The 18,806-nt window shown below is 71.5% G+C and carries 17 protein-coding genes and 2 pseudogenes; 9 read left to right on the forward strand and 10 right to left on the reverse strand.

The window, feature by feature from the left end; all coding sequences use genetic code 11:
* Window positions 1–14 precede the first annotated feature (14 nt).
* The 3 genes from plsX to PGN25_13815 all read right to left on the reverse strand — a co-directional run bounded on the left by plsX (window position 15) and on the right by PGN25_13815 (window position 2,343).
* Window positions 15–1,073 carry a phosphate acyltransferase PlsX gene (gene plsX, locus PGN25_13805; GenBank protein MEH3118628.1) on the reverse strand — a complete coding sequence of 353 codons (1,059 nt, stop codon included), beginning with the start codon at window positions 1,071–1,073 and terminating at the stop codon, window positions 15–17.
* A 185-nt stretch (window positions 1,074–1,258) separates the two neighbouring features.
* On the reverse strand, window positions 1,259–1,777 hold the full coding sequence (locus tag PGN25_13810; protein MEH3118629.1) for a DUF177 domain-containing protein: 519 nt from the start codon (window positions 1,775–1,777) through the stop codon (window positions 1,259–1,261).
* On the reverse strand, window positions 1,774–2,343 hold the full coding sequence (locus PGN25_13815) for a ubiquinol-cytochrome C chaperone (protein ID MEH3118630.1): 570 nt from the start codon (window positions 2,341–2,343) through the stop codon (window positions 1,774–1,776). The genes PGN25_13810 and PGN25_13815 overlap by 4 nt, the downstream gene beginning before the upstream one ends.
* Before the next feature lie 196 nt (window positions 2,344–2,539).
* Between PGN25_13815 and PGN25_13820 the strand changes: the two genes are divergently transcribed.
* Window positions 2,540–3,037: an outer membrane protein assembly factor BamE gene (locus PGN25_13820; protein MEH3118631.1), complete on the forward strand. Its 498-nt coding sequence runs from the start codon at window positions 2,540–2,542 to the stop codon at window positions 3,035–3,037.
* Here PGN25_13820 and PGN25_13825 read toward each other — a convergent pair.
* From PGN25_13825 to PGN25_13840, 4 genes are all read right to left on the reverse strand, one after another.
* Window positions 3,031–3,705, reverse strand: coding sequence for an HAD hydrolase-like protein (locus tag PGN25_13825; GenBank protein ID MEH3118632.1), 675 nt, complete (start codon window positions 3,703–3,705; stop codon window positions 3,031–3,033). The genes PGN25_13820 and PGN25_13825 overlap by 7 nt on opposite strands.
* Before the next feature lie 289 nt (window positions 3,706–3,994).
* Window positions 3,995–5,080 (reverse strand): alkene reductase, encoded by a 1,086-nt coding sequence (locus PGN25_13830; protein MEH3118633.1) that lies wholly within the window; start codon window positions 5,078–5,080, stop codon window positions 3,995–3,997.
* A 314-nt stretch (window positions 5,081–5,394) separates the two neighbouring features.
* On the reverse strand, window positions 5,395–5,895 hold the full coding sequence (locus PGN25_13835; protein MEH3118634.1) for an N-acetyltransferase: 501 nt from the start codon (window positions 5,893–5,895) through the stop codon (window positions 5,395–5,397).
* Complete coding sequence (locus PGN25_13840; GenBank protein ID MEH3118635.1) at window positions 5,892–7,508, reverse strand: glucan biosynthesis protein G; 1,617 nt, start codon at window positions 7,506–7,508, stop codon at window positions 5,892–5,894. Before PGN25_13840 ends, PGN25_13835 begins: the two co-directional genes overlap by 4 nt.
* 661 nt (window positions 7,509–8,169) lie before the next feature.
* Here PGN25_13840 and PGN25_13845 point away from each other — a divergent pair.
* The gene (locus PGN25_13845) at window positions 8,170–9,336 is read left to right on the forward strand and encodes a type III PLP-dependent enzyme (protein MEH3118636.1); all 1,167 of its coding nucleotides are present in this window, start codon (window positions 8,170–8,172) and stop codon (window positions 9,334–9,336) included.
* A gap of 191 nt (window positions 9,337–9,527) precedes the next feature.
* Window positions 9,528–10,085, forward strand: a complete 558-nt coding sequence (locus PGN25_13850; protein MEH3118637.1) for an N-acetyltransferase — start codon at window positions 9,528–9,530, stop codon at window positions 10,083–10,085.
* Between the two features lie 23 nt (window positions 10,086–10,108).
* Here PGN25_13850 and PGN25_13855 read toward each other — a convergent pair whose 3' ends face one another.
* Window positions 10,109–10,270, reverse strand: a complete 162-nt coding sequence (locus PGN25_13855) for a hypothetical protein (GenBank protein ID MEH3118638.1) — start codon at window positions 10,268–10,270, stop codon at window positions 10,109–10,111.
* A gap of 275 nt (window positions 10,271–10,545) precedes the next feature.
* Here PGN25_13855 and PGN25_13860 point away from each other — a divergent pair, with 275 nt between their 5' ends.
* The 6 genes and pseudogenes from PGN25_13860 (at window position 10,546) to PGN25_13885 (ending at window position 16,310) form a co-directional block, all read left to right on the forward strand.
* Window positions 10,546–11,994 (forward strand): homospermidine synthase, encoded by a 1,449-nt coding sequence (locus tag PGN25_13860; GenBank protein MEH3118639.1) that lies wholly within the window; start codon window positions 10,546–10,548, stop codon window positions 11,992–11,994.
* Window positions 11,995–12,215: 221 nt separating this feature from the next.
* A pseudogene (locus tag PGN25_13865) lies at window positions 12,216–12,776 on the forward strand (Uma2 family endonuclease).
* Between the two features lie 71 nt (window positions 12,777–12,847).
* Entirely contained in the window at window positions 12,848–13,414 is a 567-nt protein-coding gene (locus tag PGN25_13870; GenBank protein MEH3118640.1) for a Uma2 family endonuclease, read from the forward strand.
* 128 nt (window positions 13,415–13,542) lie between these two features.
* Entirely contained in the window at window positions 13,543–13,884 is a 342-nt protein-coding gene (locus PGN25_13875; GenBank protein ID MEH3118641.1) for a hypothetical protein, read from the forward strand.
* A gap of 31 nt (window positions 13,885–13,915) precedes the next feature.
* Window positions 13,916–14,206 (forward strand): annotated as a pseudogene (locus tag PGN25_13880) (DUF1206 domain-containing protein).
* A 112-nt stretch (window positions 14,207–14,318) separates the two neighbouring features.
* The gene (locus PGN25_13885; GenBank protein ID MEH3118642.1) at window positions 14,319–16,310 is read left to right on the forward strand and encodes an SDR family NAD(P)-dependent oxidoreductase; all 1,992 of its coding nucleotides are present in this window, start codon (window positions 14,319–14,321) and stop codon (window positions 16,308–16,310) included.
* A gap of 450 nt (window positions 16,311–16,760) precedes the next feature.
* Here PGN25_13885 and PGN25_13890 read toward each other — a convergent pair whose 3' ends face one another.
* Entirely contained in the window at window positions 16,761–17,684 is a 924-nt protein-coding gene (locus PGN25_13890; protein MEH3118643.1) for an NAD-dependent epimerase/dehydratase family protein, read from the reverse strand.
* A complete protein-coding gene (locus PGN25_13895; protein ID MEH3118644.1) occupies window positions 17,681–18,706 on the reverse strand; it encodes a glycosyl transferase in 1,026 nt (341 codons plus the stop codon). The genes PGN25_13890 and PGN25_13895 overlap by 4 nt, the downstream gene beginning before the upstream one ends.
* Between the last annotated feature and the right edge of the window lie 100 nt (window positions 18,707–18,806).

Here is an 18,806-nt window from a genome sequence, read left to right on the forward strand (position 1 = left end):
ATCCGTCCCCTTCCTCATTGCTCGACCGCGCCGGTCTCGAGACCGGCGGCGACCGCGGGCGTCTGCTCCAGCATGTCGCGGATCGTCCGCATCAGGTCGTGGCGGGCCATGTCGTGGGCAAGGTCGACGGCGGCCGCGAACCCTTGTGCATTCTCCGAGCCGTGGCTCTTGATGACGATGCCTTCGAGCCCGAGGAACACGCCGCCGTTGGCCCGGCTCGGATTCATCTTCTCGCGCAGGGCGCCGAAGGCCTGGCGCGCGAACAGGTAGCCGATCCTGGCCGAGAGGGTCCGCCCCATCGCCGCCTTGAGATAGGAGGCGATCTGCTTGGCGGTGCCTTCCGCCGTCTTCAGGGCGATGTTGCCGGTAAAGCCCTCGGTCACCACCACGTCGGTGGTGCCGCGCCCGAGATCGGTGCCCTCGACGAAGCCGTGATAGGCAAAGCTCGCGGGCTCGCTCTCGCGCAGGAGGCGGGCGGCCTCCTTCACGGCCTCGTTGCCCTTCATCTCCTCGGTGCCGACGTTGAGCAGGCCGACCGTCGGCCGGTCGAGGTCGAGCACGATGCGGGCCATGGCCGAGCCCATCACCGCCATCTCGACGAGGTGCTCGGCATCGGTGCCGATGGTGGCGCCGACATCGAGCACCACGCTCTCGCCGCGCACCGTCGGCCACAGGCAGGCGATGGCCGGCCGCTCGATGCCGGCCATGGTCTTCAGGCAGATCTTCGACATCGCCATCAGCGCGCCGGTATTGCCGGCGGAGACCGCGGCCTGGGCCTCGCCGTCGCGCACCGCCTGGATCGCCCGCCACATCGAGGACTTGCCCCGGCCCTGGCGCACCGCCTGGCTCGGCTTGTCGTCCATGGCGACCGAGACCGTGGTGTGGCGGATCTCGACCGCCCCCTTCAGCCGCGGCTCGGCCTCGACCAGGGGGCGCACCACCGCCTCGTCGCCGAACATCAGGAAGGTGGTCTCGGGGTGCCGCTCACGGGCGATGGCCGCACCGGGCACGACGGTCGAGGGACCGTGATCGCCGCCCATGGCGTCGAGCGAGATGCAAACGCGGTTCGACATGAGTCCTTCGGGGAGCCGCGGAGAGAGCCGGCGGGAAGCGCGCCGGCAAGAGCTTCAAGTCGGACGGAGCATCGGGCGCCCCGGACCCGGCGGCGCGCAAAATAGCGACCGCGTCCCGCCGGGCAAACAAAAACTCACCATAGTTTTCGCACGAGGCCTGTTTCGCGGGGCCCGTGAGCCCGCGCTCACCCCTTGTCCGACCCGAGCTTGGCCCGCAGGGCCGCGAGGTCGGCGAAGGGCAGCGGCTCCTCGCCGACCGTCACCGGCTCGAAGGCGACGCCGGGCTTGCGCGGATAGGGATCGAGCCCGAGCGCCAGGAACTCGGCGGTCAGCACGCCGAAATCGACGCGCCCGTTCACGATCGGGTCGGGCAGGTCGGCATCCTCGGACTCGGTGCCCTCCAGGATGTCGGCGTCGGTGAACGCGACCTCGACGGGTTCGGACACGCGCGCCTCGAATGGCTCCAGCGTGACGGTGCAGACCTGCGTCACGACCGCCTCGACGCGTCCCTCCGCCCGCAGCCGGGTCGGGGAACCGCTCAAGGCGAAGCGGCCGACGAGGTCGCGGATCGCCGGGATCCTGAAGTCGCGGGCGAGCGCCGCGCACTCCGTGGGGCTCGCCTCGACGACGATCTCGGCGCGGTCCCTGGGCAGGCGCTCGACGTTGACGGAGCGGGAGAGCGGGCCCTCGGGTTTGGAGGTCATCGATGGTCTCCTGCGGTTTCGGCCGAAGCCGCCGCGCGCAAAGCCTCGGGAAAGCGGGGCCCCTCCTCCAGCAGGCCGTCGAGGCCCTGGGCCGAGAGGGCGGCGGCGGCGGCCTCCACGTAGGCGGCGAGCGGGGCGGCCCCATCGGCCGCGCCGCCGTCGAGCACGTTGCGGGCGAGCGCCGCGGCCAGCGCCGCCCGGTCGCCGGTATCGAGCGCGGCGCCGTAGGTTCCGGCCCGGGCGTAGAACGCGGCGCCGAGCTTCCTGATGCGCTTGGGCACGCCCATGTCGCCGATGCCGAGTTCGCGCAGTGCGGCGTCGAGCTGCATGAAGACGGAATCGACGAGATCCTGCGCCACGTCCGCCGCCGGCGGCGGCAACTGGCCGAGGCGGCGCAGCACGAGGATGACGTGCAGGCTCAGGGCCTCGAAGCGGCCCTCCACGGTGTCGGGCACGCCGAGCGCCGTGTAGAGGCCCGGCCGGCGCGCCGCCTCGCCGATCCGCCGGTGCAGCGTCCGGATCGTGCGGCGGCGCCGGTCGGCGCGGCGAAAGAGGCCCGCGATCATCGCGCACCGTCCCGGATCGGGCGTCCGGGGCGACGGGCGCGGGTCCACCGGAACGGCCGGGCCTGTGGCCGAGCTTGCCTTGTCAAAGCCATAACCCCGCGGTACGGCAACCGCGGACCAGGGTGCAAGTCCGAACACGAGCGCGTTCCAACGCGCCGCGGATGACGGCCCTTTTGGCAGGAAATCAGGGGGGCCGATGTCGCGCCGTCTCGTCTCGTCGCTCGCCCGCGCGGCCGTTCTCGGCGCCGTCGCGATCGGCGTATCCGGCTGCATCGGCGAGGAGATCCGCCACGGTTATCAGGTCGATCAGGCGGCTCTGGCCACGGTCAAGCCGGGCATGGGCGCCGAGCAGGTGCTGCAGATCCTCGGCACCCCGTCCACCGTCTCCACCGTCGGCAACAAGTCCTGGTACTACATCAGCCAGAACACCCGCCGCACGGTGATGTTCCTCGGCGAGCAGGTCGAGGACCAGAAGGTCACGGCGGTCTACTTCAACCCGGGCATGAAGGTGGAGCGCGTCGCGCTCTACGGCCTGCAGGACGGGCGCGTGTTCGACTTCATCGAGCGCAAGACCCCATCGAGCGGTGCCGACCGGGCCTTCCTCAGCCAGATGTTCCGCGGCCTGACCCGCTACGAGCCCTTCGGCAGCGGCGCCGGCGCCTCGGTCGTTCCCGGCGCCCGCGCGGGTCAGTGAGCGGGGCCCGCAAGGGCACGCACCACCGCGCCCGGATCGGCGAACAGGTAGGCCGGCCTCGCGCCGGCCAGAGCTTCGGGACTGTTGTAGCCCCAGGCGACCGCGGCGAAGGCGCAGGCCGCCTGCCGCGCCGCGTCCGCGTCGCGGATCTCGTCGCCCACGGCCAGCATCGCGGCCGGCGCCACGCCGGCCGCGCTCGCGACCGCGCGCAGGTGGCGCGCCTTGCCGAACAGCGAGGCGCCGCAGGCGTAATGGCGGATGCGCCCGCCCACGGACCCGAGGGCGCGGCGCACGTTCGCCTCGCTGTTCGAGCTGACGACGGCGAGGACGAACCCGGCCCCGTCGAGGCCCGCCAGCATGTCCGGCACGCCGGGAAACAGCCGCACCGCGCCGGCGTCGCGGGTCGCGAGCGCGCGCATGTGGCGGGCGATCAGCGGCACCTTCCAGGCCGGGATGCCGAGATCCTTCAGGATCGCCCGGGCGCTCATGGCACGCAGCCGCCCGGTCTCGCCCGCCGCGACCCGGCGGAAGCGGTAGCGGTCGGCCACGTCGTCGAGGTTGGCGCAGAACCAGGGGAAGGTGTCGGCGAGCGTGCCGTCGAAATCGAAGGCGACGAGGCGATAGGCGGCGGCCGATGCCGCAGGCGCTTCCGGCGTCGTCACGCTCACGCAACAGGTCTCCGGACGGACGGGGGCAGCCCCGCTCGCGCGAGACCGCCTCCCCATGGCCGGTCCCGTGCCGATCTTGCGATCCGGCCTCTTGCCAAGCCGCAGGGAAGCCGACCGAGGGTCGGCATCCCTTGCGTCCGGCGGACGCCCGCCGCCGCGCCTTCGTGCGGGCAACCGGCGACGAGCGGGATCCATCGCCGGCTGGTCTTAGTGTCTCTCACAAAACTCCCGCTGCGCCGTCGCACCCGGAGTGAGCGCGGTCGGTGATCGGGAGTTTTGTGAGGCACTCTTACGCCGCCTGCGACAGCGTCGGATAGTCGACGTAGCCTTCCGGGCCCTGGCTGTACCAAGTCTTCACGTCGTCCTTGGCGAACGGCACGCCCTTGGCGATGCGCTCGGGCAGGTCCGGATTGGCGATGTAGGGCCGGCCGAAGGCGATGGCGTCCGCCTCGCCCGAGGCGACCGCGGCTTTCGCCCGCTCCCCGTCGTAGTCGCAGTTGAGGATGACCGGGCCGCCGAAGCGCTCCTTGATGACGGGCGCCACCGGCGGCACCGTCGCCTTGCCGAAGGTGCCGTTCGGCCCCGGCTCGCGCAGCTCGATGAAGGCGAGGCCGACGCGCTCCATCATCTCGGCGGCGAGCCCGAAGGTCTCGTGCGGGTTGGAATCGTCCACGCCCTGGATCGGGCCGTTGGGCGAGAAGCGGATGCCGGTGCGCTCGGCCCCGACGATGCCGGCCACGGCCTGCGCCACCTTGGTCACCAGCCGCACCCGGTTCTCGACCGAGCCGCCGTAGCGGTCGTCGCGCCGGTTGATGCCGTCGCGGATGAATTCGTCGAGCAGGTAGCCGTTCGCCGCGTGGATCTGCACGCCGTCGAAGCCGGCCGCGACGGCGTTGCGCGCCGCGCGCTCGTAATCGGCGATCAGCCGCGGGATCTCGTCCTCGCGAAGCGCCCGCGCCTGGCTGTAGGGCTTCTTGCCCTCGTAGGTATGCGCCGCGTCCGGTGCCGTGGCGACGGAGGGGGCGACCGGCGGCTCGCCGCCGAGGAAGTCGGAATGGACGAGGTAGCCCATGTGCCAGAGCTGGGAGACGATGCGCCCGCCCGCGTCGTGCACCGCCTTCACCACCGGTTTCCAGGCCTCGACCTGCTCGTCGGACCAGAGGCCCGGGGCGTAGGGCCATCCGAGGCCCTCCCGGCTGATGCCGGTGGCCTCCGAGATGATCAGGCCCGCGTCGGCGCGCTGGGCGTAGTATTCCGCCATCAGCGGCGTCGGCACGTGGGCGCGGGTCGAGCGGCCGCGGGTCAGCGGCGCCATCAGGATGCGGTTCGGCAGCTTCAGCGCGCCGAGCGTGATCGGATCGAACAGAGACGGCATTCGGGACTCATCCGTGGGGGGGAGGGCGGCGCGTGAGGCGTCCCGTTATCGGGCGCCGAGCGGCCATTGCGGTGGGCCCAACTTGTGTGGACGCGACCGGTTCGCCAGTGCGCTGGCGCACCTCCGCCGCACCGCGACCGACGCCTCATACCGTTTCCGATCGATCGCTTCGGGTTTCGTCGCCCTCCGTCATCGCGAGCGGCCGCGAAGCGATCCAGAACGCGGGCATGTCCGGAAAGGGCGCGCCCTGGTTTGCTTGCGCCGAGCCTCGCAAGGACGCCGGTACAGGCCGAACGCATCGACCGGATGGCGTATCACTCCTCCGTGAGCGCCTTCTCGTAGCGCCACGCCTCCATGCCGTCCGCGTAGTAGTCCGGCTTGGTCCCGGTGCGCGCATAGCCGCCCCGCTCGTAGAGCCGGATGCCGCCGCCGTTGTCGGCCCGCACCTCCAGGCGCAGCCGCTCGCAGCCGTGGCTGCGGGCGTCGGCCTCCGCCGCCTCCAGCAGCAGCCGGCCGAGCCCGGTCCCGGTGCGGGCGGGGGCGACGGCGAGCGAGGAGAGCCGGGCGCTGCGGTTGGTGCGGCGGCGTTCGAGCGTCGCGGCCCCGACGAGGATGTCGGACCCGCCGTCCTTCGCCACCGCGACGAGCAGGCTCATGGTGGGCGAGCCGATCGCGTGGCGGATCGCCCGCCGCGCGGCCCGGTCGGTGGCGAAGGCGGCGTGTTCGAGGGCCACCAGCGCGTCGAGATCGGCGATCTGCGCCGGTCTGATCTCGACGGGGCGGCGGGCGGCGGCCCGCTCGGCGGGGGTGCTCACGCCGCGCTCCAGGGATAGGACCACGTTTCGGTCAGCGCCCGATCCCCTTTTCGCAAGTAGGCTCGCAGTTCCGTCGCTCCCGGTCCGTCGAGCCGGACGTCGAGGGCGACCCGGAAGCCGCCGACATGCGGGTTCGGCACGATCGAGGTCGCGGCGATGCGCCCGGCGCTCGCGCTGGCGACGACCTCGGGCGGGGACGGATCGCTCAGGAAGGTTTTCAGGCTTCCCCCGCCGAAGTCGATCAGGAAGCGCCGGCTGCGCCGGGCGGCGGCATCGGGCGTCCGGCGGGCGGCGCCGCTCGCGGCGGCCTCGGCGATGAAGGTGTTGGCCACCTTGCCGTTCGGGTGGAGGTCGTCGCCCGTGAGCGCCCGCGTCCGATAGCCGATCCGCACCGGCTCGCCCGCCGGATAGGGCGCCTTCGGGCGCCAGAAGGCGACGACGTTGTCGGCGGTCTCGTTGTCGGTCGGCAGTTCGACCAGCACGACGCTGCCCTCGCCCCAGGCGCCCTCCGGCTCGACGAAGTAGCCGGGCCGCCGCTCGTAGCCGGCTTCGAGATCCTGGTAGCTGGCAAAGTCGCGGTCGCGCTGCAACAGCCCGAACCCCTTCGGGTCGCGGTCGAGGAAGGCCGAGATGCGCCGCTCCCGCGGATTGTCGAGGGGGCGCCACAACCATTCCCCGGAGCCGCTGGCGATATGGAGCCCGTCCGAATCGTGCAGTTCGGGCCGGTAGTCGTCGCTGTGGCCGCGGTCGGTCTCGCCGATGAAGAACATCGAGGTCAGCGGCGCGATGCCGACGGAGGACAGGGCCCGCCGCGGATGGAGCGTGGCGCTGACCCGCATCACGGTCTGCGCTCCCGGCTCGACCGTGAAGCGGTAGGCGCCGGCAACGGACGGGCTGTCGAGCAGGGCGTGGATCGTCAGCGCCTTCGCGTCCGGCCCCGGCACCTCGATGAAGAAGGCGCGGAAGAACGGAAACTCCTCGGTCTCGGCGTCCGTGCCGAGGGCGAGGCCGCGCGCCGAGAGGCCGTAGAGCTGATCCTTGCCGAGGAAGCGGAAGTAGCTCGCCCCGACGAAGACCGCGAGTTCGTCGAGCCGGTCCGGCCGGTTGAGCGGCGCGTGGATGCGGATGCCGGCGAAGTTCAGGTCGCTCGGCAAGGTGCCGTCGATCCGGGTGCGGCCGAAATCGAACAGCGCCGGATCGTACCTGACCGGGATGCTGCGCCCGTCGCGCACGAGATTCACCGCGACCGGGCGCGGATAGAGGAAGCCGCGGTGGAACAGTTGGAGACGGAACGGGCCGCCGCCCTCGCCGAGGAGGGCGTGGTCGGGCCGGAAGCGGATGTCGCGATAGGCATCGTAGTCGAGGCCGGCGAGCGGCGCCGGCAGCGGCGGAAAGCTGCCGTCGAAGGGGCGGGCCGCGAGCGCCCGGGCCCAGCGCTCGACCACCGCCGGCTCGAAGGCCGCTCCTTCGTCCGCGGGCGCGGCGCCGGCCGGCAGCGCGGCGGCGAGGCCGGCGGCGGCCAGCCCCGCCATGACGCCGCGGCGCGAGGGAGCGCCCCCCGCAAAAGCCTCCTGTGCCGTTTCCTGGCCGGCATGACCTTCGGCTTGGATCATCGTCCCGTTCCGTGATGCCGTGGTTCAATGGCCGCTTCGGCAAGGCTTGAAAAGAGGCCGGCGGGCGACGCCCCGGCGGCGGTGCGTCCTTTCCGCAACAATCCCGATGTCGTGCGGAAATCACCGGAACGGCCGGCTTTTTCCCTTGTCGCCGCGGGCCCTCGGCCGTATATCGCCCCTGCCCAATTTCGCACGTGCCTGTGGCCGCGTGTCGGTTGGTGGGCATCCGGTCAACTGCCGGACAGCCGCCAGGGGTCTTAAAGGATCGATGGTCGAATGGGTGGATCCCTGCGGCCGGCATCCGGGTGGCGACACCAGACCCCGACAACAACCGACAGCCGGAGGCGAAACCGGCGAACCCCGCTCTCCACGGGGGACGCAGCTTAAAGCAACGACGAACGGGCTTTTTTGGTCTCGTCGGCCCTCCAAAGGCCGACACCGAAGAGGCTTGTTTATCCTTGCCCGGCGTGCGGTTGGGGTTCCCCCATCCAATCCACGGCAGCTTCCGGGGTGCTTCTCGCGCCGCCGCCGTCCGCGCGTCTCCAAAGCGCGCGGATGCGAGCGACGCGTCGCCCCCTGACGCCGACGGCTCGTTCCCGGGCCGTCCCGATTCGATCCCGCGCCCGAAGACGGCGCCTCGAACCTGTGGTGGGGACGACCGATGACCGATCGCATCCGCGATTACCTGCGCACGCGCCGCGACCTCGGCCGGGACGAAGGTCCGGTGATGGTCCTCGACCTCGATGTCGTGCGCGACAACTACACCGCGTTCAGTCGTGCGCTCCCCGACACCCGCGTGTTCTACGCCGTGAAGGCGAACCCGGCCGCGGACGTGCTGCGCCTGCTCGCCGAGATGGGCTCCTGCTTCGACACCGCCTCGGTCGCCGAGATCGAGATGGCGCTGGCCGCCGGCGCCACCGCCGAGCGCATCTCCTTCGGCAACACCATCAAGAAGGAGCGCGACGTGGTGCGTGCGCTCAAGCTCGGCATCCGCCTCTTCGCCGTCGATTGCCAGCCGGAAGTCGAGAAGATCTTTCGCGCGAGCGAGGCGGCCGGCGTCGAGGCCGCCGACGTGCGGGTCTTCTGCCGCATCCTCTGCGACGGTGCCGGCGCCGACTGGCCGCTTTCGCGAAAATTCGGCTGCGAGCCGGAGATGGCGGTGGACGTGCTGGAGCACGCCCACCGGCACGGCCTCCACGCCTACGGCGTCTCCTTCCATGTCGGCTCGCAACAGGCCGACACCGGAGCCTGGGACGGGGCGCTCGCCGCCGCTTCCCAGATCTTCCAGGAATGCGGCTTGCGCGGCATCGGCCTGTCGATGGTCAACCTCGGCGGCGGCTTTCCGACCAAGTACCTCAAGCAGGTGCCGGGCGTGGAGAGCTACGGCGACGCGATCTTCCGCGCGCTCACCAAGCACTTCGGCAACCGGATCCCGGAGACGATCATCGAGCCGGGCCGCGGCATGGTCGGCAACGCCGGCATGATCGAAGCGGAGGTCGTGCTGGTCTCCAGGAAGTCGGAGGCCGAGGACGAGGTGCGCTGGGTCTATCTCGACATCGGCAAGTTCGGCGGTCTGGCCGAGACCATGGACGAGTCGATCCGCTACGCGATCCGCACCGACCACGACGCGGACCGCATGGCGCCTTGCGTCGTCGCCGGCCCGACCTGCGATTCGGTCGACGTGCTCTACGAGAAGAACCCCTACCCGCTGCCGGTCTCCCTCTCGATCGGCGACAAGGTGTGGATCGAGGGCGCGGGCGCCTACACCACGACCTACGCCGCGGTCGCCTTCAACGGCTTTCCGCCGCTCGAACAGATCGTGATCTGATCCGCCGCCCCATGATGTGCGGCCCCGCATCTCCCCGCGGGGCCGGCATCGGTCAGGCTTCGTTCACGCCCATCGCCAGAAGTGCCGCGTGTCTCACGAGACGCGCTTGTCGATCTGTCCCGGACGGCCCGCCTCCGGCGGGTGCGAGGGCTGTTTCTTCCCGCTTGTCAGCGACCTGGGAGGGTGCGGCCGTGATCCAGATCCGCGATGAAATCGCCTCCGACGTCGCGGCCCGCGAGCGCCTGCTCAATGCCTGCTTCGGGCCGGGCCGCTTCCTGAAGACCTCGCAGCGCCTGCGCGAGGGCCGCCTCCCGGCGCGTGGCCTCGCCCTCTCGGCTGTGCGGGGCGAAGGGCTCGTCGGCACCGTGCGGCTGTGGGATGTCGAGACCGGCTGCGGCCGTCCGGCCCTGCTGCTCGGCCCGCTCGCGGTCGATCCGACGCTCCAGGGCGCCGGGCTCGGCGGAGCGTTGATGCGGGCGGCCATCGCCAGAGCCACGGAACAGGGCCGCGGTGCCGTGCTGCTGGTGGGGGATGCGCCCTACTACGCCCGCTTCGGCTTCGAACCGGCCAAGGCGGAAGCCCTCTCCATGCCCGGCCCGTTCGAACGGGAACGTTTCCTCGGCCTCGAACTCAGGGCCGGCGCGTTGGCGAGGGTCGAGGGCGTGCTGCGGGCGACCGGCGCCATCGAGGAACGGCCGGAGGTGGCGGCCGCGGCCGCCGCTGGGGCCGCGCGACGACGCGCCGCCTGAGTCGATGGCGGGCCGGGGGCGCCTCACATCAACAGGCGGCTGGCGCTCCGGTGGAAGGCGCGGGCGTGACCCAGCGCCGTGCGGCCGGCGCGGACGAGACCGGTGAGGAGCGTGATGATGCCCGGGTCGCGGTCGATCGCTTCGACTTCCGGATGGATGGACGGTGCGGTGAGGACGGTCAGCATGGTTCGATTCCCTCGTGCGTGCTGTCTGCCCCCTGGGTGCCCTCCCTTGTTGCGCTGCAATATAAGCTCTTCCCGACAGGACGGCCTCCGATGCCTGCCGATCTCAGCCTTGCGCTGAATTCATGGCTTCCCGGCCGTCGTCTTCACGATTCCGCAACGATCCCGTGGCGGGGCCGGTTGACCCCGGCGCGTCGAACCGTCATCCGCTCGTCATTTCCAGGCATCAAGCACGCCGCTCTGAAGCGAAGAGCAGCCCCGACAAGGAGTGTCCGCGCATGTCCGATGGCCCGCAGAAGGATCGGCCGGTCCATGGTCGCATCACCGGCCCGATCGTGATGATCGGCTTCGGGTCGATCGGCCGGGGCACCCTTCCCCTGATCGAGCGGCACTTCGAGTACGACAAGCGCCGCTTCACGGTCGTCGACCCGTCCGACGCGCACAAGGATCTGGCCGACGCGCACGGCCTGCGCTTCGAGAAGGTGGCGCTCACCAAGGAGAATTTTCGCGATGTCCTCACGCCGCTCCTCACCGAGGGCGGCGGCCAGGGCTTCTGCGTGAACCTCTCGGTCGACACCTCCTCGCGCGACATCCTCGAACTCTGCCGCGAACTCGGCGCGCTCTACATCGACACGGTGGCCGAGCCCTGGGCCGGCTTCTACTTCGACAAGGCTCTGAGCCAAGCCGACCGAACCAACTACGCGCTGCGCGAAAACATCCTCGCCGCCCGCCGCGCCGCGCCCGGCGGCCCGACCGCGGTGTCGTGCTGCGGCGCCAACCCCGGCATGGTCTCGTGGTTCGTCAAGCAGGCGCTGCTGAACATCGCTCACGACACCGGCGTCACCGATCCGGAGCCGACGAGCCGCGAGGGCTGGGCCGCGCTCATGCGGAAGCTCGGCGTCAAGGGCGTCCACATCGCCGAGCGCGACACCCAGCGCGCCAAGAACCCGAAGCCGCAGGGCGTGTTCGTCAACACGTGGTCGGTCGAGGGCTTCGTCTCCGAGGGCAACCAGCCGGCCGAGCTCGGCTGGGGCACGCACGAGACCTGGAAGCCGGCCAACGCCGAGGAGCAGACCAAGGGCTCGCGCTGCGCGATCTTCCTGCTCCAGCCCGGTGCCGACACCCGCGTGCGCTCCTGGACCCCGACGGCGCAGGCGCAGTTCGGCTTCCTCGTCACCCACAACGAGGCGATCTCGATCTCGGACTACTACACGGTCCGCGAAGGCGGCGAGGCGGTCTACCGCCCGACCTGCCACTACGCCTACCATCCGGCCAACGACGCGGTGCTCTCGCTGCACGAGATGTGGGGCAATGCCGGCAGGGTACAGGAGCGCCACCACATCCTCGACGAGAACGAGATCGTCGACGGAATCGACGAACTCGGCGTGCTCCTCTACGGCCATGCCAGGAACGCCTACTGGTACGGCTCTCAGCTCTCCATCGAGGAGACGCGCCGCGTCGCCCCCTACCAGAACGCCACCGGCCTTCAGGTGACGTCGGCGGTGCTCGCCGGCATGGTCTGGGCGCTGGAAAACCCGGAGGCCGGCATCGTCGAGGCCGACGAGATCGACTTCCGCCGCTGCCTCGAGGTGCAGACGCCGTATCTCGGCCCGGTCGTCGGCGTCTACACCGACTGGACTCCCCTCGCCGACCGCCCCGGCCTGTTCCCGGAGGACATCGACCGGAGCGACCCCTGGCAGTTCCGCAACGTGCTCGTGCACGGCTGATCCGAAAGAGGGCCGCCCTCAGGGCCATCGCTCGAAGCCGCATCAGTGGCTTCGCGGCGCGAAGAGCGCCGCGCGGAGCGAGAGCCTGAGCCCGCGGGCGCCGGCGACTGAGGCTGGCCAAAAAAATCAGGGCGAACGCTTCAAGCGATCGCCCTAGGGCCGCCCTGTCCGGGGCGGCCCTTTCTTGTTACGGTGCGCGCCTTCGCACCGGAGGCTGATCGATGGCCGTCGCCGCATGCCGCGACACCCGCATGCGGGTCGCCGAGTATCGGGATTGGGCCGCAACCCGGCCGGACGACGAACGCTGGGAATTGATCGAAGGCGTGCCGGTGCTGATGCGCCCGCCAAGGGTCGACATCAGCGCATAGTCACCAACCATCGTCAAACATCTTGACGACCTCGCCGAGCGCCGGGGCTGCGGCGCCTATCCGGGCCTCGCGATCCTGAGCGAGGCCATGGACGATTACGCGCCGATTCCCGACGTGGTCGTGCAATGCGGCGAGCCGCCGGAATACGGCTACACCAGCGATCCCCTGCTCGTCGTGGAAGTCCTCTCGCCCTCGACCCTCGTGCTCGACCGCGGCCGCAAGACCGAGTTCTATCAGACCGTTCCGTCGCTCGCCGTGCTCCTGCTCGTGCATCAGGACGAAGCGCGGGTGGAGGTCTGGCGCCGTGCGCCGGACTGGACGGTTTAGTTCGCCGGCCCCGGCGCGGTCATCGACCTGCCTGAACGCGGCGGCGCGCTGTCCGTGGCGGAAATCTATGCGCGTCTCACTCTCTGATCCTGCGCCGCGCCCCGCTTGCCTGGCTCCGGGGCGGTGCTAGCATCGAGGCCGGTTTCGGAGGCTCCTCGATGGCGCTCGCCCTTCGGCGCGACCCCGGCATGCGGGTGGCGGAGTATCAGGCCTGGGTTGCCGATCGTCCCGACGAGGAACGCTGGGAGCTGATCGACGGCGACCCCACGCTGATGGCGCCGCAGAGCGAGCGGCACCAGCAGATCGTGCTGAACCTGTCTCGAAAGCTCTCCGACATGGTCCGCGACCGCGGCTGCCGTGCGATTCCCGGGATCGCCGTGCTGAGCGACGCCATGGACACCTTCGCACCGATCCCCGACGTGGTGGTCCGTTGCGGACCACCGCTGAGGGATGGCTACGCCCGCGATCCGGTCCTCGTCGCGGAGGTGCTCTCGCCCTCGACCATGAGCCGGGACCGCGGCCGCAAGACCGACTTCTATCGCAGCGTCGCCTCGCTCAAGCTCTTCCTGATCGTCTATCAGGACGAGCCGCGGGTGGAGGTGTGGCGGCGCGGGCCCGACGGCGGGTGGGCGTTCGAGGCCCGGGGCTTGAGCGGCGCGGTCGAAATGCCCGAACTCGGCGGCCGCTTGGCCGTTGCCGAGATCTACGACGACATCGCCTTCTAGGACCCCCGTCCCGGTCACCAGATCCGGGACGAGGCCCTAGGTTCCTGATTTTGCATCGTCTCTCTCCGAAAGCCGGCAACCGCCTCTCGGAACGATGCCATGGACGACGAACCTGCGCGGACCCGGCCTTGCCCCATTTCGAAGACGACTACGCCAACAAGCTGCGCGGCTCGCTCGGCGTCACCGACGCGGAATCGGTGCTCGATCTGCGCGGGACCAACCGCCCGACGGCGGAGGCCTCGCTGACCGACATGCTGGAGCGCAGCCGCTTCGCCAAGGGCAAGACCGTGGTGATCCGCCTCGACCCGCCGCCGAAGGGCGGCGGCGAGACCCTGTTCCAGCCGGTCGGGCGCCAGCTCCTCGACGCCAAGCGCCGCGGCTGGATCGACCGGCTGCAGACGCTGCCGGCCGGCGACGGGCTCGGCTTCTACGTCGCGCTCGCCGGCAGGCCGGACCGCGAGCGCGCCTGAATTCATGGCCTGGAGCCGGAACGACAACGCGCTGGAGCACCTCGCCCGCTTCGGCTACGCGGCGCGCGGCCTCGTCTACCTGATGATCGGCGGCTTCGTGCTGGCCGCCGCCTGGACGCAGGGGCCTTCGGAGGCGTCCGGCCTGTCGGGCGCCTTCGCGCTGAGGGCCCAGCCCTACGGCTGGGGGCTGCTCGCCATCGTCGCCGCCGGCCACTTCGCCTTCGCCTTCGGCCTGATCCAGGCGCGCTACCGCCGCATCGACGCCCCGGATCTCGGGGAGGCGGACGGGGCCATCGCGCGTGCACGGCGCTCGCTCGGCTGAGCGGCCGGAGGGGATCCGCTCGGTTCATCGGGGTCGCGTGTCGCTCGCCGCGTGTCGCGTTGACACCGGGCGAGGCTGCGCCGATACCGCCCCGCACTCCGAAAAAAGCATCATGCAGAAGCGCACCCTCAAGACGGCGGTGATGGTCGTCCACGATCTCGCCGCGACCGCGGCGGCCGTGGTGCTGACCTTCGCCTTCCGCTTCCAGGACGGGGCCCTGGCCGAGCGCCTGCACGCGTTGCCGCTGCTGCTGCCGCCGTTCCTGGCCTATGCCGGGCTGATCTACGCGTGGTTCCGGCTCTACCGCACGAAATGGCGCTTCGCCTCGCTGCCCGACCTCGCCGGCATCGTGCGCGCCGCGAGCGTCACCGCGCTGACGCTGCTCGTGCTCGACTACGTGCTGGTCTCCTCGAACCTCTACGGGTTCTACTTCTTCGGCAAAGTCGCCATCATCCTCTATTGGGTGCTGCAGATCTTCCTGCTCGGCGGCCCGCGGCTGGCCTTCCGCTATCTGAAATACGCCCGCTCCCGGCAGAGCCAGGCCCGCGCCGCCACCACGCCGACGCTGCTGCTCGGGCGCGGTGCCGATATCGAGATCGTGCTGCGCGCCATCGAATCGGGCTCGGTCAGGCGGCTTTCGCCCAAGGGCATCCTCTCGCCGCGGGCCGACGAGGCGGGGCAGATGATGCGCGGCGTGCCCGTGCTGGGAGGCTTTCGCGATCTGGAGCGGGTGGTGGCCGATCTGGCGGGGCGCGGCCTGCCCGTGCGCCGGCTCGTGGCGACGCCGAGCGCACTCGCCCCCGAGGCCGAACCCGACGACCTGATCGCCCGCGCCCGGCGGCTCGGCCTGCCGCTCGCCCGCGTCACCAGCCTCGGCGAGGGGATGCGCGACGCCGAACTCGCGCCGCTGGAGATCGAGGATCTGCTCCTGCGCCCCACCGTCGCCATCGACCGGCCGCGCCTCGAACGCTTCCTGGCCGGCGCCCGCGTGGTCGTGACGGGCGGCGGCGGTTCGATCGGCTCGGAGATCTGCGCCCGGGCGGTCGCCTTCGGCGCCTCGGCGCTGCTCGTCGTCGAGAATTCCGAGCCGGCGCTCCACGCCGTCCTCAACGGACCGGCGCTGCTCCACGCCGAGGCCGAGGTGCAGGGCGCGCTGGCCGACATCCGCGACCGCGAGCGCCTGCACGCGATCCTGCGCGACTTCCGGCCGACCTACGTGTTCCACGCCGCCGCGCTGAAGCAGGTGCCCTACCTCGAACGCGACTGGGCCGAGGGCATCAAGACCAACGTGTTCGGCTCGATCAACGTCGCCGAGGCCACGGTGGCCGCGGGCGCTCGGGCGCTGGTGATGATCTCGACCGACAAGGCGATCGAGCCGGTCTCGCAGCTCGGCGTCACCAAGCGCTTCGCCGAGATGGTGGCACAGGCTCTCGATGCGGAGCGCTCGGGCCCGGAGGCGATCCGGCTGATCGCCGTGCGCTTCGGCAACGTGCTGGGCTCGGCCGGCTCCGTGGTGCCGGTGTTCAAGGCGCAGATCGCCCGCGGCGGCCCGGTCACCGTGACGCATGCCGAGATGGTGCGCTACTTCATGACCGTGCGCGAGGCGTCCGACCTCGTGCTCACCGCCGCCTCCCACGCCGATGCCGAGGGGCGCGGCGACACCGGCGACCAGCGCGCCGCGGTCTACGTGCTCAAGATGGGCCAGCCCGTGCGCATCCGCGATCTCGCCGAGCGGATGGTCCGTCTCGCCGGCTTCGAACCGGGCGAGGACATCGAGATCCAGGTTACCGGGGCGCGGCCGGGCGAGCGGCTCAACGAGATCCTGTTCGCGAAGGAGGAGCCGCGGGTGACGCTCGCCGGCATCGACGGCGTGATGGCGGCCAAGCCCGTCTTCGCCGACCGCGCCGTGCTGGAGGCCTGGATTTTCCGCCTGCGCGAGGCCGTGGCGGCGGGCGACCGGGCGGCGGCGGAAGCCGTGTTCGAGGAGGCGATCCCGGATTTCCGCAACCGGGCGGGCGCCGTGCCGAGCCCGGTGCCCGCAGCGATCGCGCCTCGGGCCGAGGTAACACCCACCGCCGCGCCACCGCTCGCGACGACCGCGTAGAGCATCGTCCCGCAAGGTGGCTGCCGGCTTTCGGGACGATGCACAATCAAAAACCGAGAGCATCCGAACGTTCGATCCGGGCTTTCCGGGTCATGCAGGCCCCGCATCCGGTCCGTTGCCCTGGATCGGATCCTTGAAGCGTTCGGAAGAGCGGAAAGGGGGTTGCGAAGCCGGTTGCAGTCGCGCTGCTGGATTGCTTCGCCTGACGGCTCGCAATGAAGGCGCGGGTGACTCTCTCCGTCATTGCGAGGCGAAGCCGAAGCAATCCAGGGCGCGACGGCGCCGGAAGGGATGTCGAGACGTCCGGCCCCGCGTTCGCCGATTGCATCGTCTTTTCCGAAGGCCGGCAACCATCTTTCGGGACGAGGCTCTATCCGACTGTCCTGCGCTCCAGGCAGCCGACAGGCCGAGAACATCGCGGCTCCGGTCGAGCCGGCGACGATTCGGGCCTCAGCCCCCGGCCCGCGCCAGCGCGGCGAGCCCCTCGCGTGTCCCCTGTGACGGCCGCCAGCCCAGGGCCCCCAGCCCCTCGGCCCGGGCCACCAGGGAGCCGGTCAGGCGGTCGAAGGCGGCCTCGCGGCCGGTGGCGCGGCAGGCCAGCCCGATCAGCGGAACCGGGCAGGGGAGCAGGCCGGGGCCGCGGCCGAGGCCGGAGCGGAGCGCCGCCAGCATCTCCGGCAGCGTCAGCGGGTCGGGATCGGCCACGATCAGCGGGCGCGCGAGCGGGGCGGGCGCCTCCAGCACCGTCGCCACGGCAGCGGCCAGACTCTCGACCGAGACCAGCGAGCGGCGCCCCGTCAGGCTTGCGAGCGGCAGCGGGTAGGGCGTCCGGGCGAGCCGGAGCAGCGCGGCCATGTTGCCCTTCACCCCGGCGCCGTAGACCAGCACCGGGCGCAGGGCGACCCAGTCGAGCCCCGCCTCGGCCAGCGCCTCCTCGGCGGCGAGCTTCGAGCGGCCGTAAGCGTCGGTCGGCGCGGGCGCGTCCGATTCGCAGAGGGGCGCCGGGGCGCTCGGGCCGGCCTGCGCGCGGATCGAGGAGAGGAACACGAAGCGGCCGACCCTGGCCCGCTGCGCGGCGTCCGCGAGGCGCCGGGTCGCCTCGGTGTTGGAACTGCGGAAATCGTCCTCGGGCGCGCCGGACATGGCGTGGGCGAGGCCCGCCGAATGCACCACGGCATCGACTCCGGTGAGCGCCGCGGCCATGTTCATCGGCCGGGCCAGATCGCCGACCACCGCGCCGCTCGCGCCTTCGGGCAAAGCCACCGGTCGCCGCAGCAGCACGCGCACCCGGTCGCCGCGCTCCGTGAGCGCCCGCAGCAGGTGGCGGCCGATGAAGCCCGTCGCCCCCGTCAGCGCGATCAGCTTTCCGGTCACGCCCTGTTTCCTTCCGAAGCGCGGCCCGGCCGCGGTGCCGCGAACCGGCGCAGCAGCCATCCGACCAGCCCCGCCGCGAGGACGAGGCCGGCGAGCGTGACCGCGGGGTGCGGCCAAAGCAAGGTCGCGGCGGCCAGGACCGCGAGCATCCCCTGCACGGCGAAGACGGAGCCGACCACCTCGGGAACCGAGAAGCCGTTGACGGTGGCCACCTGATAGTAATGGCTGCGGTGGGCCTGCCAGACCCGCTCGCCGCGCCGCAGGCGCCACAGCAGCGTCAGCGTCGCGTCGGCGAGCGGGTAGAGCGGCAGGATCAGCGCGGCGGCGAGCCCCCCCTCCGCCGCAAGACGGAACAGCAGCCACGCCACGATCAGGCCCACCGGCAGGGAGCCGACATCGCCCATGAACAGCCGCGCCACCGGCCGGTTGAACGGCGCGAAGCCGAGGAGCGCGCCGAGCAGGGCGCCCGCGACCAGGGTCGGCGCGGGGGCGTAGAGGCCGGCGAGGCCGAGGACGAGCAGGAGGGCGGCCGGCGGCACGAACTCGGCCAGCGTCATCCAGTCGAGCCCGTCCATGAAGTTGACGAGGTTCACGAACCAGAGCCCGGCGAGGATCGCGAGGCCCCGTTCCAGCCAGAGCGGAGTCCCGGGCAGGAGGCGTCCCTCGGCGGCGAGGACCAAAGCCGCCACCGTCCCCGCCTGGACGAGGAGCCGCAGCGAGGCCGGCAGCGGGCGGATGTCGTCGACGGTCCCGACGACGGCCAGCACGAGGATGCCGAGGGCGAGCACCGGCAGTTCCGTGCCCGTGCGATCGATCCCGGCGGGAACGGCGAGAAGGGCCCCGGCGGCGAGCGCGGCGGCGACGATGGCGATCCCGCCGCCCTGGGGCGTCGGCACCCTGTGGCTGGAGCGGGCGTTGGGGCGGGCCAGGGCGTAGCGCCGCAGCAGGGGCTTCAGCAGCACGATCAGCCCGGCGGCGAGGAGGCCCGCGAGCGGGACGGCGAGGAGGGGGGCGAGGCTCATCGGTGGGCCGGGAGATGCGGGCTGTCCCGCCGCGGCGGCAGGAGGGCTTCGAGGCCGGCGAAGCGCCGGCCCGAACGAAGGCTGCCGGCTTGTGCGAGAA

The organism is Methylorubrum populi (genome assembly GCA_036946625.1).
Lineage (GTDB): Bacteria > Pseudomonadota > Alphaproteobacteria > Rhizobiales > Beijerinckiaceae > Methylobacterium > Methylobacterium populi_C.